Annotated in this window: 14 protein-coding genes and 2 tRNA genes; 1 reads left to right on the top strand and 15 read right to left on the bottom strand. The window is 53.0% G+C overall.

The window, feature by feature from the left end; genetic code table 11:
• Positions 1 to 2: 2 nt before the first annotated feature.
• The 10 genes from yrbN to ACRDD5_RS11080 all read right to left on the bottom strand — a co-directional run bounded on the left by yrbN (position 3) and on the right by ACRDD5_RS11080 (position 10,411).
• Positions 3 to 83 (bottom strand): protein YrbN, encoded by an 81-nt coding sequence (gene yrbN / locus ACRDD5_RS11035; protein ID WP_097919743.1) that lies wholly within the window; start codon positions 81 to 83, stop codon positions 3 to 5.
• Between the two features lie 111 nt (positions 84 to 194).
• A complete protein-coding gene (nlpI, locus tag ACRDD5_RS11040; protein WP_271284384.1) occupies positions 195 to 1,079 on the bottom strand; it encodes a lipoprotein NlpI in 885 nt (294 codons plus the stop codon).
• A gap of 110 nt (positions 1,080 to 1,189) precedes the next feature.
• Entirely contained in the window at positions 1,190 to 3,322 is a 2,133-nt protein-coding gene (pnp, locus tag ACRDD5_RS11045) for a polyribonucleotide nucleotidyltransferase (RefSeq protein ID WP_438676782.1), read from the bottom strand.
• 242 nt (positions 3,323 to 3,564) lie between these two features.
• Entirely contained in the window at positions 3,565 to 3,834 is a 270-nt protein-coding gene (gene rpsO / locus ACRDD5_RS11050; RefSeq protein WP_032614416.1) for a 30S ribosomal protein S15, read from the bottom strand.
• Positions 3,835 to 3,986: 152 nt separating this feature from the next.
• Entirely contained in the window at positions 3,987 to 4,931 is a 945-nt protein-coding gene (truB, locus tag ACRDD5_RS11055; RefSeq protein WP_271284382.1) for a tRNA pseudouridine(55) synthase TruB, read from the bottom strand.
• Positions 4,931 to 5,332 carry a 30S ribosome-binding factor RbfA gene (rbfA, locus tag ACRDD5_RS11060; RefSeq protein WP_271268294.1) on the bottom strand — a complete coding sequence of 134 codons (402 nt, stop codon included), beginning with the start codon at positions 5,330 to 5,332 and terminating at the stop codon, positions 4,931 to 4,933. The genes truB and rbfA overlap by 1 nt, the downstream gene beginning before the upstream one ends.
• A 102-nt stretch (positions 5,333 to 5,434) precedes the next feature.
• The gene (gene infB, locus ACRDD5_RS11065) at positions 5,435 to 8,131 is read right to left on the bottom strand and encodes a translation initiation factor IF-2 (protein ID WP_271284381.1); all 2,697 of its coding nucleotides are present in this window, start codon (positions 8,129 to 8,131) and stop codon (positions 5,435 to 5,437) included.
• Positions 8,132 to 8,155: 24 nt separating this feature from the next.
• Positions 8,156 to 9,643, bottom strand: coding sequence for a transcription termination factor NusA (nusA, locus tag ACRDD5_RS11070; protein ID WP_271284380.1), 1,488 nt, complete (start codon positions 9,641 to 9,643; stop codon positions 8,156 to 8,158).
• Positions 9,644 to 9,671: 28 nt separating this feature from the next.
• Complete coding sequence (gene rimP, locus ACRDD5_RS11075) at positions 9,672 to 10,124, bottom strand: ribosome maturation factor RimP (protein ID WP_271284379.1); 453 nt, start codon at positions 10,122 to 10,124, stop codon at positions 9,672 to 9,674.
• A 210-nt stretch (positions 10,125 to 10,334) separates the two neighbouring features.
• Positions 10,335 to 10,411: transfer RNA gene (locus ACRDD5_RS11080), tRNA-Met, on the bottom strand.
• Positions 10,412 to 10,697: 286 nt separating this feature from the next.
• Between ACRDD5_RS11080 and argG the strand changes: the two genes are divergently transcribed.
• Entirely contained in the window at positions 10,698 to 12,041 is a 1,344-nt protein-coding gene (gene argG / locus ACRDD5_RS11085; protein ID WP_271284378.1) for an argininosuccinate synthase, read from the top strand.
• A gap of 139 nt (positions 12,042 to 12,180) precedes the next feature.
• Here argG and ACRDD5_RS11090 read toward each other — a convergent pair.
• From ACRDD5_RS11090 to ftsH, 5 genes are all read right to left on the bottom strand, one after another.
• A tRNA-Leu gene (locus ACRDD5_RS11090) sits at positions 12,181 to 12,267 on the bottom strand.
• Positions 12,268 to 12,280: 13 nt separating this feature from the next.
• Positions 12,281 to 12,613 carry a preprotein translocase subunit SecG gene (gene secG, locus ACRDD5_RS11095; RefSeq protein WP_271284377.1) on the bottom strand — a complete coding sequence of 111 codons (333 nt, stop codon included), beginning with the start codon at positions 12,611 to 12,613 and terminating at the stop codon, positions 12,281 to 12,283.
• 220 nt (positions 12,614 to 12,833) lie between these two features.
• On the bottom strand, positions 12,834 to 14,171 hold the full coding sequence (glmM, locus tag ACRDD5_RS11100; RefSeq protein ID WP_438676783.1) for a phosphoglucosamine mutase: 1,338 nt from the start codon (positions 14,169 to 14,171) through the stop codon (positions 12,834 to 12,836).
• The gene (gene folP, locus ACRDD5_RS11105; RefSeq protein ID WP_271284375.1) at positions 14,164 to 15,012 is read right to left on the bottom strand and encodes a dihydropteroate synthase; all 849 of its coding nucleotides are present in this window, start codon (positions 15,010 to 15,012) and stop codon (positions 14,164 to 14,166) included. The genes glmM and folP overlap by 8 nt, the downstream gene beginning before the upstream one ends.
• A gap of 94 nt (positions 15,013 to 15,106) precedes the next feature.
• Positions 15,107 to 16,485 (bottom strand): ATP-dependent zinc metalloprotease FtsH (ftsH, locus tag ACRDD5_RS11110; RefSeq protein WP_438676784.1); only part of this gene is annotated, 1,379 nt, incomplete at its 5' end.

Here is a 16,485-nt window from a genome sequence, read left to right on the forward strand (position 1 = left end):
ATTCAGCCATGTAGTACAAGTGCCTCGATATTAATGGCGGCCAGTCTACATAACTCGTCGTGAAAATGATTAGCAATTTTCATTGAAAAGTGTGAACCGGCTCAAAGTAGGTGTATTGACGAACAACAACGCCCTCACCCGTGAAGATGATGGCAATCAAAAAAAATGATTACGGGCTGATGTGTTGACGTCAGCTATTGCTGGTCCGATTCTGCCAGGTCGTCATGCTCCTGGCCCAAGAGCGATAATTCCAACAATGCATAACGGTGCTCAACATAGTTGTGTACGTTGTTAGCAACCGCTAATTTGAACAGTGCCGTGGCGCTGTCCATATCCCCCAGACTTAGGTAGTACTTACCTAAATAGAAGTTGGTTTCACTGAGATGCTCAGCGAGCGAGGTGTTATCCGTTGCGTCCGCCTTGAGGCGTTCCATCAGCGTTGCTTCGCTAATGTTCCCCAGGTAGAACTCGACAATATTCCATCCCCATTGTTCCTTGTCCGATTTGTCGAAGCGCTGATTTAACGCCTCTTTTGCCTGCTTCGGATCGAGCTTCTGCTCAACGACGTAAAGCCACAGGCTACGGAAAGGATCATTAGGATCGTCTTGATAAAACGCCAGCAGATCATCTTGCGCTAGCTTGTCACGACCGCCGTAATAGAGGGCGATACCGCGATTCAAGTGCGCGTAGTTGTAAGTTGGATCAAGCTCAAGTACAGAATCAAACGCTTCATAGGCAGCATCAAAATTGCCTGCCTGCGTTAAATAAATGCCTAAGTAATTGAATACTTCCGGCATATCCGGTCGGATCGCTAACGCTTGTGAAAAATCATTTCGCGCCAGTGCCCTCAGACCGAGACTATCATACAACACTCCGCGCTCATATAAAAGCTGTGCGCGTTCATCATCGGTTAAAGCCCGACTGGCAAGAATTTGTTCCATGCGTGCCAGAATCACTTCCTGCTGCAAAGTCGGTTGCAGTGGCACTGCGAGGACTTCACTTTTACGCCAGGCAGAGTTGCTGCATCCTGCCAGCGTCAAAGCTGTCGCAACGAAACACCAGCGCAGAAAAGGCTTCATTTCCCACTCCCGAAGACAACTATTGGATGAACGTCCTGTCCCCCGGCGGCTCAACAAGGCGTCCTGCCTGATAACAAGCCCTCCGCATACGCGGAGGGCAAACGGCAAGCTTACTCGCCCTGTTGGCTAGCCGGAGCTTCCGGCGCAGCGGTAGAGGACTGCTCGGTCGCTTCTTTAATGCTCAGACGGATACGGCCCTGGCGGTCAACTTCCAGAACTTTAACCGGTACTTCCTGGTTCATCTGCAGGTAATCGGTCACTTTCTCAACGCGCTTGTCAGCGATCTGAGAGATGTGAACCAGACCTTCTTTACCGCCACCGATGGCAACGAATGCGCCAAAGTCAACGATACGGGTCACTTTACCATTGTAGATGCGGCCCACTTCGATCTCTGCAGTGATCTCTTCGATACGACGGATAGCGAATTTCGCTTTTTCACCGTCGGTCGCTGCGATCTTCACAGTACCGTCATCTTCGATTTCGATGGTGGTGCCGGTCTCTTCGGTCAGAGCACGGATAACAGAACCGCCTTTACCGATCACGTCTTTGATCTTGTCCGGGCTGATCTTAATGGTGTGGATACGCGGTGCGAACTGAGAAATATCGCCACGTGGCGCGTTAATCGCCTGTTCCATCACGCTCAGGATGTGCAGACGCGCACCTTTAGCCTGGTTCAGTGCAGCGTGCATGATCTCTTTGGTGATACCTTCAATTTTGATATCCATCTGCAGCGCAGAGATACCGTCGCGGGAACCCGCCACTTTGAAGTCCATATCACCCAGGTGATCTTCATCGCCCAGGATGTCAGACAGAACCACGAAGTTCTCGCCTTCTTTCACCAGACCCATTGCGATACCCGCAACAGCGGCTTTGATCGGCACGCCTGCATCCATCAGCGCCAGAGATGCGCCACATACGGAAGCCATGGAAGAAGAACCGTTAGATTCGGTGATTTCAGAAACCACACGAACGGTGTACGGGAATTTGTCAGAATCTGGCATTACAGCCAGTACGCCGCGCTTCGCCAGACGACCGTGACCAATTTCACGACGCTTCGGCGAGCCAACCATACCGGTTTCACCTACGCAGTACGGAGGGAAGTTGTAGTGGAACAGGAAGCTGTCAGTGCGATCGCCCATCAGTTCGTCGATGTTCTGCGCGTCACGTGCAGTACCCAGAGTCGCGGTAACCAGCGCCTGAGTTTCGCCACGGGTGAACAGTGCAGAACCGTGAGTACGTGGCAGCACGCCAGTACGCACATCCAGACCACGGATCATGTCTTTTTCACGGCCATCGATACGCGGCTCGCCTGCCAGAACGCGGCTACGAACAACGTTTTTCTCGATAGCGTGCAGAATTTCGCCCAGCTCGTTAGCGTCCAGGGATTCATCTTCTGCAACCAGTGCCGCAATGGCTTCAGCTTTGATGACGTCAACCTGCGCATAACGCGCTTGTTTGTCAGTGATGCGGTATGCATCGCTCAGACGTGCTTCAGCCTGGGCTGCAACGCGCGCGTTCAGCGCTTCGTTCACTGCTTCTGGCTGCCAGTCCCAACGTGGTTTACCGGCTTCTTTCACCAGTTCGTTGATGTTCTGGATAACGATCTGCTGCTGCTCGTGGCCAAAGACCACAGCGCCCAGCATCTGGTCTTCGCTCAGCAGTTCTGCTTCGGATTCAACCATCAGTACTGCAGCTTCGGTACCGGCAACAACCAGGTCCAGCTTACTTTCTTTCAGCTCATCCTGAGTCGGGTTCAGAACGTACTGGTCATTGATGTAACCCACACGTGCAGAACCAATTGGGCCGTTGAACGGAAGACCAGACAGTGACAGGGCCGCAGAGGCACCGATCATCGCCACGATATCCGGGTTAACCTGTGGGTTAACGGAAACAACGGTAGCAATAACCTGAACTTCGTTAATGAAACCTTCCGGGAACAGCGGGCGAACCGGGCGGTCAATCAGACGCGCAATCAGGGTTTCGCCTTCGCTTGGACGGCCTTCACGACGGAAGAAGCCACCCGGGATTTTACCAGCAGCGTAAGTACGCTCCTGATAGTTAACGGTCAGCGGGAAGAAGTCCTGGCCCGGTTTGGTTTTTTTCTGGCCTACCACGGTCACGAATACAGCAGTGTCATCCATGCTAACCATAACGGCAGCAGTGGCCTGACGCGCCATCATACCGGTTTCCAGCGTAACGGTGTGCTGACCGTACTGGAATTTGCGAACGATCGGATTCAGCAAGATTCTGTCCTTTCTTAAATGAATGACAGCACACCAGAGGCGTGCTGACGTTAAAACAGGACCTTCTTCGCATCCTCGCGACTAATGACAACCTTAACCCAAATGGGTAAAGCCTCTCATTAGCCGCGCGAACCTCTGCAATGAAGATCATTTATAGCAACAATACATTAGTTTCCAGTGAATTGCTGCGGCCTGGTTGAAAAAAGGGGCCATAAGGCCCCCTTTTCTGAAACTCGCAAGACTTAGCGACGCAGACCCAGACGCTCGATCAGCGCGGTGTAGCGTGCAACATCTTTACGTTTCAGGTAGTCGAGCAGTTTACGACGCTGAGAAACCATACGCAGCAGACCACGACGGCTGTGGTGATCTTTTTTGTGCTCTGCAAAGTGACCCTGCAGGTGGTTAATCTGTGCAGTCAGCAGTGCAACCTGAACTTCGGTAGAACCGCTGTCGTTAGCATCACGACCAAACTCAGAAACGATTTTAGCTTTAGCTTCAACGCTTAGAGACATTTTAAAACTCCAAAGTATAAAGAATGTAAGGATGCCGATCTCTAATTCAGCTATCCCATGTATAACGCTCGCCAATTGTTAAACAATTTGCCAGACGTTAAGCGGCAATATTCTACCCGCCTCCCCTGCTTATCGCAAGGTAAGCCGTCAGCTTATGCCGGATATTCAACCACCAGACGGCGCGGAGCAACGCGCCCTTCGTCGTCAATTTCACCCATGCCGATAAAGGCGTTGTGCTCACCTTCCGTCACCCGCACCAGCCCTTGATAAGGGACGTCAGGCGTGCGAACCGGATTACCGTTTTTAAAGTACACGGACGAGGTTAACGGCAGATTCACCACCGGGTAGTCCGACGCCGGACTGTCCATTGGCATCAGCAGCGGATCCAGTAAATCAGCTGCCGGGATGTCCTGCTCCTGCGCCTGTTCAACCAGCGCATGCAACTGCTCCAGCGTGACCATACGTTCCGCCGGATATTTACTCACGGCCAGACGGCGGAGATAAATAACGTGCGCACCGCAGCCCAGTTTTTCACCCAGATCGTCGATGATGGTGCGGATGTAAGTGCCTTTTGAACAGTGCACTTCCAGTTCCAGCTCATCACCTTCGTGACGAATAAACAACAGTTCATAGACCGTGATTGGGCGGGCTTCGCGCGGCACGTCGATACCCTGACGCGCGTATTCGTAGAGTTTCTTGCCCTGATATTTCAGCGCAGAGTACATCGACGGTACTTGCTGGATGTCGCCACGGAAACTGTCCAGAGCCGCATCAAGCTGCTCAGCAGTGAACGTCACTGGACGCTCTTCAACGACCAAACCATCCGCATCGGAGGTATCGGTGCGTTGACCCAGCTTCGCAATCACGCGGTAACGCTTGTCCGAATCCAGCAGATACTGGGAAAACTTCGTCGCTTCGCCCAGGCAAACCGGCAGCATGCCCGTCGCCAGCGGATCCAGCGCGCCGGTATGCCCGGCACGGTTGGCATTATAGAGACGCTTTACTTTTTGCAGCACGTCGTTGCTGGAGGCCCCCTGAGGTTTATCCAGCAGCAGGACGCCGTGCACATCGCGACCGCGACGACGAGGACGACTCATCAGTCCTCCTTGCTATCGTCCGGGTTTACACGACGCTCATCATCCTGTTTCACCACGCTGGTGACCAGGTTGGACATGCGCATCCCTTCGACCAGTGAGTTGTCGTAGAAGAAGGTCAGTTCCGGCACGATACGCAGGCGCATCGCTTTGCCGAGCAGAGAGCGGATAAAGCCAGACGCATCCTGCAGTGCCTTGATGCCGAGCTTAACTGCCGCTTCATCTTTATCGTTCAGGAAGGTCACGAACACTTTGGCATAGGCCAGATCGCGAGACACTTCAACACCGGATACGGTCGTCATCATGCCCAGACGCGGGTCTTTAATTTCGCGCTGCAGGATGATAGCGATCTCTTTTTGCATCTCCTGGGAAACGCGCTGTGGGCGACCAAATTCTTTCGCCATAATAAATTCTCCAGACAAAAAAGGGGCTAAAAGCCCCTTTTGATAATTCTTGCCGGGTGGCGCTTCGCTTACCCGGCCTTGATTCCATTAATCTTGTGAAGATTAATCGATGCTACGTTTGATCTCGATGATTTCGAACACTTCGATCATGTCGCCAACGCGAACGTCGTTGTAGTTCTTAACGCCGATACCACATTCCATGCCGTTACGGACTTCGTTAACGTCATCTTTGAAGCGGCGCAGGGATTCCAGCTCGCCTTCATAGATAACCACGTTGTCGCGCAGTACGCGGATTGGGTTGTGACGTTTGATCGTGCCTTCGGTAACCATACAGCCCGCGATTGCACCGAATTTCGGTGATTTGAACACGTCGCGCACTTCAGCCAGACCGATGATCTGCTGTTTCAGTTCCGGAGACAGCATGCCGCTCATCGCCGCTTTCACTTCGTCGATCAGATGATAGATGACGGAGTAGTAGCGCAGATCCAGGCTTTCGGAGTCGATAACTTTACGCGCAGATGCGTCAGCACGTACGTTAAAGCCAACCAGAATTGCGTTGGAAGCCGCAGCCAGGGTTGCGTCGGTTTCGGTGATACCACCTACGCCAGAACCGATGATCTTCACTTTCACTTCGTCGGTAGACAGTTTCAGTAAGGAATCGGAAATCGCTTCTACGGAACCCTGAACGTCTGCCTTCAGTACGACGTTCACTTCGTGAACTTCGCCTTCGGTCATGTTGGCGAACATGTTCTCGAGTTTGGATTTCTGCTGACGAGCCAGCTTAACTTCACGGAATTTGCCCTGACGATACAGTGCAACTTCACGCGCTTTTTTCTCGTCACGCACAACGGTCACTTCATCACCGGCTGCCGGAACACCGGACAGACCCAGGATTTCCACCGGAATGGACGGACCCGCTTCCAGAACTTCACGACCCAGTTCGTCACGCATTGCACGAACACGGCCATATTCGAAGCCACACAGCACGATATCGCCCTTGTTCAGGGTACCTTCGCGAACCAGAACGGTTGCGACCGGGCCACGGCCTTTATCCAGGAAGGATTCGATTACCGCGCCGCTTGCCATACCGTTGCGAACCGCTTTCAGCTCCAGAACTTCAGCCTGCAGCAGGATAGCGTTCAGCAGGTCATCAATACCGGTACCCACTTTTGCAGATACTGGGATGAACTGAGACTCACCGCCCCACTCTTCCGGCATAACACCGTACTGGGACAGCTCGTTTTTAACGCGATCCATGTCCGCTTCAGGCTTATCGATTTTGTTCACTGCAACAACAACCGGCACCTGCGCCGCTTTCGCGTGCTGGATAGCTTCGATAGTCTGTGGCATCACGCCATCGTCTGCCGCTACAACCAGAACAACGATATCCGTTGCCTGAGCACCACGAGCACGCATCGAGGTAAACGCGGCGTGACCCGGGGTATCCAGGAAGGTGATCATTCCGTTGTCAGTTTCAACGTGATAAGCACCGATGTGCTGGGTAATGCCGCCCGCTTCGCCAGAGGCCACTTTCGTTGAACGAATGTAGTCCAGCAGAGAGGTTTTACCGTGGTCAACGTGACCCATGATGGTTACAACCGGTGCGCGGGCTTCTGCCGCTGCGCCAGTGTCACGGTCGCTCATTACCGCTTCTTCCAGCTCGTTTTCACGACGCAGGATAACTTTGTGGCCCATCTCTTCGGCAACCAGCTGTGCGGTTTCCTGGTCGATGACCTGGTTGATGGTGGCCATTGCGCCCAGCTTCATCATCGCTTTGATGACCTGAGAGCCTTTAACTGCCATCTTGTTAGCCAGTTCGCCAACAGTGATGGTTTCGCCGATCACAACGTCACGGTTAACGGCCTGCGCTGGCTTCTGGAAGCCCTGCTGCAGTGCGGAACCTTTACGTTTGCCGCCTTTACCACCGCGTCCCGCTGCACGTGCTTCTTCACGGTCAGCTTTAGACTCAGAGTGCTTGTTGCCTTTCTTCTGAGGACGGGCAGCTTTTGTTGCGGTACGCGCACGGCTACGACCCGCTTCAACTTCACGGTCGTTTTCGTCTTCAGCCTGGCGTGCGTGCTGAGAAGTGGTGACGTGATAATCGCTCTTATCCTCTTCACCTTTAGCTTTCTCTTGCTCTGCCCACACACCGGCATTTTCTTCCGCCATACGGCGGGCTTCTTCAGCAACACGACGCGCATCTTCTTCAAGCTTGCGGCGTGCTTCTTCTTCGGCTTTACGCTTAAGATCGGCTGCTTCGTTTTCGCGACGGGCTTTATCCGTTTGGGCAGTTTTGGTCATATCGTCAGTCTGTTGATTGCTCACTTTGTCTTTTTCCGCAGCTTCGCGCTTCGCTTTATCACTGGCGTCGCGCTTCGCTTTTTCTGCGGCCTCACGTTCAGCTTTTAATTCTGCCTCACGCTTAGCGGTTGCTTCCGCCTCACGCTTAGCTTGGTCTTCCGCTTCACGCTGCGCCTGCTCTTCCGCGGCAAGGCGTTCAGCCTCTTGCGGATCACGTTTTACAAAGGTGCGTGTCTTGCGGACTTCGATTTGTACCGATTTGCTTTTTCCACCGGTACCAGGAACGTTTAACGTACTGCGCGTTTTGCGCTGTAACGTCAGTTTGTCAGGCGCCGAACCGTGTTCACGGTTCAGGTGCGATAACAAGGTTTGTTTCTCTTGCGCGGTCACTGAGTCATCAGCGGCTTTCGGGATCCCTGCATCAGCAAATTGCTGTACCAGGCGATCCACGGAGGTCTGAATTTCAGCAGCCAGCGTTTTTACAGTTACATCAGTCATGCTGTTCCTTCCTGCTACAGTTTATTACGCTTCGTCGCCGAACCAGCAAATATTACGTGCGGCCATGATGAGCTCGCCGGCTTTCTCGTCGGTTAAACCTTCGATATCAGCCAGGTCATCAACGCCTTGTTCAGCGAGATCTTCCAGCGTACAAACACCACGGGCAGCCAGCTTGAACGCAATCGCACGATCAAGACCTTCCAGATTCAGCAGGTCATCAGCCGGCTTGTTATCACCAAGGCTTTCTTCCTGAGCCAGTGCCAGGGTGGTCAGTGCGTTTTTAGCGCGTTCACGCAGGGCTTCAACGGTGGCTTCATCCAGGCCGTCAATTTCCAGCAGTTCTTTCATTGGCACATAGGCCAGTTCTTCAAGGGATGAGAAACCTTCTTCAACCAGAACAGTGGCGAACTCTTCGTCAATTTCAAGGTATTTAGTGAAGGTATCAATCGCCGCATGCGCTTCAGCCTGATGCTTAGCCTGCAGGTCGTCAACGGTCATCACATTGAGTTCCCAGCCGCTCAGCTGCGAAGCCAGACGCACGTTCTGACCATTACGGCCGATCGCCTGCGCCAGATTACCGGCTTCAACGGCGATATCCATGGTGTGCTTGTCTTCGTCTACAACGATAGACGCTACATCAGCCGGTGCCATTGCATTAATCACAAACTGCGCCGGGTTATCATCCCACAGAACGATATCAATACGCTCGCCGCCCAGTTCAGTCGATACTGCCTGAACGCGCGCGCCACGCATACCGACGCAAGCACCGACCGGATCGATACGCTTGTCGTTGGTTTTTACCGCGATTTTCGCACGGGAACCCGGATCGCGGGCCGCGGCTTTGATCTCGATAACTTCTTCGCCGATTTCTGGCACTTCAATGCGGAACAGTTCGATCAGCATTTCAGGCTTAGAACGCGTCACAAACAGCTGCGCACCGCGGGCTTCTGGACGCACGGAATACAGTACGCCACGAATGCGGTCACCCGGACGGAAGTTTTCACGAGGCAGCATATCTTCACGCATAATTACCGCTTCTGCGTTGCTACCCAGATCCAGGGAGATGTTGTCGCGGTTAACTTTCTTCACCACGCCAGTGATGATCTCGCCTTCGTGCTCACGGAACTGGTCAACAACCATTGCGCGTTCGGCTTCACGTACTTTCTGTACGATAACCTGTTTCGCTGTCTGCGTCGTGATACGGTCGAAAGTAACGGATTCAATCTGATCTTCAACGTAGTCGTCAACGTTCAGGCTTTCATCTTCGTAACGTGCTGCTTCCAGCGTGATCTCTTTCGTTGGCTGAGTCACTTCCTCAACAATAATCCAACGACGGAAAGTATCGAAGTCACCGCTTTTACGATCGATTTCTACGCGGACATCGATCTCTTGTTCGTATTTTTTCTTAGTTGCCGTAGCCAGTGCACTTTCCAGCGCTTCGAAAATCTTCTCACGCGGCAGTGATTTTTCGTTGGAAACGGCTTCAACAACAGCCAAAATTTCTTTGTTCATCGCGGGCTTTTCACCTCAATCCAGACTGTTAAAAGTGGGGAACCAGGTTCGCCTTCTGGATATTACTCAGCGCGAACACTTCATCTTTGCCTTCGACTGTAACCGTGATCATCTCACCGTCAACGGCTTTAATAACGCCTTGCCATTTACGGCGGTTCTGTACGGCCATGCGCAGAACGAGAGCCACTTCTTCACCAGTAAAGCGCGTATAGTGTTCAGCCGTGAACATAGGGCGATCGAGACCAGGCGAGGAGACTTCCAGGTTGTAGGCAACGGTAATCGGCTCTTCAACATCCAGAACCGCACTCACCTGGTGGCTGACATCAGCACAATCATCAACATTGATGCCATCTTCACTATCAATATAGATGCGCAGCGTGGATGTGCGGCTGCGAATAAATTCGATGCCGACCAGTTCGTAGCCCAGTGCTTCGACTGGTGCTGTAATCATCTCTGTTAATTTTTGCTCTAATGTGGACAAGCCCACCCCCAAGAAGACATAAAAAAAGGGCGTAAAGCCCAGTTATTCTGTAGTCAGATAACAAAAAACCCCGATAAATCGGGGCTTTAGATAACTGAACCCTATAGCCACAGCTGTGGCCTGGAACACTTTCAAAAAGAATTTTTTCAAATCCAGCTACGAAGGCGCCAGGTCTTCACAGTATATTTGAAAAAGGACTTTACAGGAAAGTGGTTGCGGGGGCCGGATTTGAACCGACGACCTTCGGGTTATGAGCCCGACGAGCTACCAGGCTGCTCCACCCCGCGCCTGAAACGTGGCAAATTCTACTCGTTGTGGGTAAAAAATGCAAATAATGCTGGGATTTGGTACCGAGGACGGGACGTAAAATCGGCGTACAGTATATTGATAGCGAAGGTCGCCTGTCAACCCCAGCAACCTCAGGTGTTCAGACGGGATATTTTTACAAATAATCCACGAATCTCTTCCGGTACTCGTCAAAAGATGATTAAATGAAAACTCACTTATTTTGCATAAAAATGCATTTAGAGTGAAAGCGATCACTCATCAGTCAATCAAGCAGGGTTTTATTTTATGACGACGATTCTCAAGCATCTTCCGCAAGGACAACGTATTGGCATCGCTTTTTCTGGCGGCCTGGATACCAGCGCTGCACTGCTGTGGATGCGCCAGAAGGGAGCAGTTCCTTATGCATATACTGCGAACCTTGGGCAGCCGGATGAGGACGATTACGATGCAATTCCTCGTCGCGCCATGGAGTACGGTGCAGAAAATGCTCGCCTGATTGACTGCCGTAAGCAGCTGGTTGCAGAAGGCATTGCCGCCATCCAGTGTGGCGCATTCCACAATACCACCGGTGGCCTTACCTACTTCAACACCACCCCGCTGGGCCGTGCCGTTACCGGCACCATGCTGGTTGCTGCCATGAAAGACGATGGCGTCAATATCTGGGGTGACGGCAGTACCTATAAAGGTAACGACATTGAGCGTTTCTATCGTTACGGTCTGCTGACCAACGCGGAACTGCAGATTTACAAACCGTGGCTGGATACTGACTTCATTGATGAACTCGGTGGCCGTCATGAAATGTCCGAGTTCATGATCGCCTGCGGCTTTGACTACAAGATGTCCGTAGAAAAAGCCTACTCCACTGACTCCAACATGCTGGGTGCGACGCACGAAGCCAAAGACCTCGAATTCCTGAACTCCAGCGTGAAGATCGTTAACCCGATCATGGGCGTGAAGTTCTGGGACGAAAACGTCAAAATTCAGGCTGAAGAAGTAACCGTTCGTTTTGAACGTGGTCATCCGGTTGCCCTGAACGGTCAAACCTTCTCTGATGACGTTGAACTGATGCTGGAAGCAAACCGCATCGGCGGTCGTCACGGCCTGGGGATGAGCGATCAAATTGAAAACCGTATCATCGAAGCGAAAAGCCGTGGCATCTATGAAGCTCCTGGGATGGCGCTGCTGCATATCGCTTACGAGCGTCTGCTGACCGGAATTCACAACGAAGACACCATTGAGCAATATCACTCGCACGGTCGCCAGCTGGGTAAACTGCTGTATCAGGGCCGCTGGTTCGATCCACAGGCACTGATGCTGCGTGACGCGTTACAACGCTGGGTGGCAAGCGCAATCACGGGTGAAGTCACGCTGGAACTGCGTCGTGGTAACGACTACTCGATCCTGAACACGGTATCTGACAACCTTACCTACCAGGCAGAACGTCTGACAATGGAGAAAGGTGATTCAGTGTTCTCCCCGGACGATCGTATTGGCCAGCTGACCATGCGTAATCTGGATATTACCGATACTCGCGCCAAGCTGTTCACATACACTGAAAACGGCCTGCTCTCTGTATCAAGCAGCAACGGCCTGCCGCAGGTTGAGAATCTGGAAAGCAGCGACAAGTAATCACTGAGCAGAAATGCAAAAGGCGCCTGAAGGCGCCTTTTTCTTTGGCTGCTGTAGTTGTAGGCCCGGCCTACACTGTAAAACCACAGTGTACAGACGAAAAAAAAGACATCCTGCGATGTCTTTTTTTTCGGAATATTGGTACTGAGGATGGGACTCGAACCCACAAGCCCGTTAGGGCACTACCACCTCAAGGTAGCGTGTCTACCAATTCCACCACCTCAGCACGGATACTACTATTACTGCGGGATATCGCTGGTCGGCTTAGCCGGCGCTGCTGACTGAGTCTGCTCGGATTTCGCCGGTGCGCTCAGATTTTCCCACTCACTTCCTTTACTGGTCTTGTTGCTGTTGATATTGCCCAGCGCCAGACTGATAATGAAAAACAGCGTTGCCAGAATCGCCGTTGCACGGGTCATGAAGTTACCAGAACCACTTGAACCGAACAGCGTACCAGAAGCGCCTGCTCCAAAGGAGGCTCCCATATCAGCGCCTTTACCTTGCTGCAGCATAATCAGCGCTACCAGAGCGATGGCTACAATAAGGAAAACTACCAAAAGAGCTTCGTACATAATCAACCTGTTCCTTGCGGATTTGCCGCATACCAAAGCTTCGACCAATAACCAGGAAAACGTGTTTCCTGATGAAGCGGGTGTGAATACTAACCAAAGCGAATGGCCTTCGCAAGGGCAATTTCAGCACATTGTATCAACTGCAGAAAAAAACAGCAAAACCGCAGGGATTGTGCAAAATAAAGGCGGCAAGCACCGCCTTTTTAGTCACTTAACGCACTTATGCCGCTTTAACGGCATCCGCAATACGGTGCGCAAACTCGGTGACCTGCGCTTCGTCTTCACCTTCCACCATTACGCGGATTAGCGGCTCGGTGCCAGACTTACGCAGCAGAACGCGACCACGGGAACCTAAGGCCGCTTCCACCTCAGCCATCACCGCTTTCACATTGTCATTTTCCAGCGGGTTGCCGTTACCTGCGGTAAAGCGAACGTTGACCAGGATCTGCGGGAACATTTTCATTCCACTGCACAGATCGTGAAGGGTCATATGGTTACGCACCATCGCAGCCACCACCTGCAGGCTCGCCACGATGCCGTCACCGGTGGTGGTTTTATCCAGCAGAATGACGTGGCCGGAGTTTTCTGCTCCAATGCGCCAGCCTTTCTCCTGCAGTTTTTCCAGCACGTAACGGTCGCCCACTTTCGCGCGCGCAAACGGGATGCCCAGTTGCTTAAGCGCCAGCTCCAGCCCCATGTTACTCATCAGCGTACCGACAGCACCACCGCGCAGCTGGCCCTGACGCAGGCCTTCACGGGCAATGATATACAAGATCTGATCGCCATCCACCTTATTGCCTTCGTGGTCAACCATAATCACGCGATCGCCGTCGCCGTCATAGGCTATCCCCAGATCGGCCTTCTCTGCCAACACGCGCGCCTGCAGGGCACGGACATCCGTCGCGCCCACTTCTTCGTTAATGTTGACACCGTTTGGCTCACAGCCAATGGCGACAACCTTCGCGCCCAGCTCGCGGAACACGTTCGGCGCGATATGGTAGGTTGCACCGTTAGCGCAGTCGACCACGATTTTCAGATGGCCCAGGCTCAGCTCATTCGGGAACGTGCCTTTGCAGAATTCAATGTATCGACCTGCAGCATCGACGATGCGGCTGGCTTTACCCAGCTCAGCGGAGTCCACGCAGGTCAGCTCTTTTTCCATTTCCGCTTCAATGGCTTCTTCTACATCGTCCGGCAGTTTGGTGCCATCGATGGAGAAGAATTTGATGCCGTTATCGTAAAACGGGTTATGCGATGCTGAGATCACAATCCCCGCTTCTGCGCGGAAGGTACGAGTGAGATAGGCTACCGCTGGTGTCGGCATTGGTCCGGTAAAGGAGGCAGAGAGTCCCGCCGCAGAAAGGCCGGCTTCCAGTGCCGATTCCAGCATATAGCCAGAGATACGCGTATCTTTGCCAATGATGATTTTACGTGAGCCGTGACTGGCCAGCACCTTGCCTGCTGCCCAGCCTAACTTCAGCACAAACTCAGGTGTGATTGGCGCATCGCCCACGCGTCCACGAATGCCGTCGGTACCAAAAAATTTACGATTACTCATAGCGGTTGTTTTCCTTAGCGGCCAGCGTGGCTTCCACCACGCGCATAGCTTCTGCTGTCTCTTTTACGTCATGGACGCGAATAATTTGTGCTCCCTGCATCGCAGCAATTACCGCGCAGGCCAGACTGCCGCTCAGGCGATCCGTTGGTCCCACGTTCAGCAGTTGTCCTATCATGGATTTTCGCGACATTCCAACCAGCAGCGGCAGGCCAAAATGGTGAAACTCAGATAAGCGCGCAAGAAGCTCGTAGTTATGAGAGAGATTTTTACCGAAACCGAATCCCGGGTCGAGCAGCAATTTCTCTTTTGCGATACCGGCACGTTCACAGCGTGCAATTTGCTCAATAAAGTAGCGATTTACATCGGCGAACACATCTTCGTACTTTGGCGCTTCCTGCATTGTCTTCGGCTGGCCTTGCATATGCATCAGACAGACAGGCAGGCCCGTCTCTGCCGCCGCCTCCAGCGCGCCCGGTTCGGTCAGGGAACGAATGTCATTAATAATGTGAGCACCCACTCTCGCTGATTCGCGAATGACCTCAGGTTTGGAGGTATCTACCGAGATCCAGACCTCGAATCGCTGGGCAATAGCTTCAACCACGGGGATCACCCGTGACAACTCTTCATCAACGCTGACATCCGCCGCACCTGGACGGGTCGACTCGCCGCCGACATCAATAATCGTCGCCCCGGCGTTGATCATCATATTCGCGTGCTTGACCGCCTCAATGAGCGTGTTATGCGTACCACCGTCAGAGAAAGAGTCTGGCGTAACGTTCAGGATCCCCATCACATGCGGATGCGACAGATCGAGATAAGAATCCTGGGCGAAGAGTTTCATGGCTAATCCCTGGTTTTATAGTTAAGCAGACAAGAAAAACCCCGGGGCAAGCCCCAGGGTTTCAGGTAAAGAGAACATCATCGACAGCAGTGACTTATTTGTCGCCCAACTGTTCTGACATGGTGTTACCCGGGTTCGGCGTACGCGGTTCATCGACCGGACGCGGTGCACGAGGGGTGCCATTGCTATCAGAGTTGTTGGAGGTGCCTGGATCTTCCCAGCCCGCTGGCGGACGCACATCACGACGCGCCATCAGGTCATCGATCTGCGGTGCATCGATGGTCTCATATTTCATGAGCGCATCTTTCATCGCATGCAGGATATCCATATTTTCGTTCAGGATCTGACGCGCGCGACCGTAGTTACGTTCAACGAGCAATTTCACTTCCTGGTCGATAATACGCGCCGTTTCGTCGGACATGTGCTTCGCTTTTGCGACGGAGCGACCGAGGAACACTTCACCCTCTTCTTCCGCATACAGCAGCGGACCCAGCTTGTCGGAGAAGCCCCACTGGGTGACCATGTTACGTGCCAGGTTGGTCGCGACTTTAATGTCGTTAGACGCACCGGTAGAAACACGTTCCACACCGTAGATAATCTCTTCCGCCAGGCGACCACCGTACAGGGTCGAAATCTGACTTTCCAGCTTCTGACGGCTGGCGCTGATAGCATCGCCTTCCGGCAGGAAGAACGTGACGCCAAGCGCACGACCGCGCGGAATAATCGTCACTTTATGCACCGGATCGTGTTCCGGCACCAGGCGACCAATAATCGCATGGCCTGCTTCGTGGTAAGCCGTGGACTCTTTCTGCGCTTCCGTCATCACCATGGAGCGGCGTTCCGCACCCATCATGATTTTGTCTTTCGCTTTCTCGAACTCAACCATCGACACCACGCGCTTGTTGCCGCGGGCTGCAAACAGCGCAGCTTCGTTCACCAGGTTTGCGAGATCCGCACCGGAGAAGCCCGGGGTACCGCGCGCAATGATTGCCGCATCGATGTCCGGAGACAGCGGTACGCGACGCATATGCACTTTCAGGATCTGCTCGCGACCACGAACGTCTGGCAGACCAACAACAACCTGACGGTCAAAACGGCCTGGACGCAGCAGCGCAGGGTCAAGAACGTCCGGACGGTTAGTTGCCGCGATAACGATAATACCTTCGTTACCTTCGAAGCCATCCATCTCAACCAGCATCTGGTTCAGAGTCTGTTCACGTTCATCGTGACCGCCGCCCAGACCCGCGCCACGCTGGCGGCCTACGGCATCGATTTCATCGATGAAGATAATGCACGGTGCTGCCTTCTTGGCCTGCTCGAACATGTCACGCACACGAGATGCACCGACACCCACGAACATTTCAACGAAGTCAGAACCTGAAATGGTAAAGAACGGGACTTTCGCTTCACCCGCGATGGCTTTCGCCAGCAGGGTTTTACCGGTACCCGGAGGACCTACCATCAGAACGCCTT

The organism is Silvania sp., from assembly GCF_051656365.1.
GTDB classification, from domain to species: Bacteria; Pseudomonadota; Gammaproteobacteria; order Enterobacterales; family Enterobacteriaceae; genus Enterobacter; species Enterobacter hatchlandensis.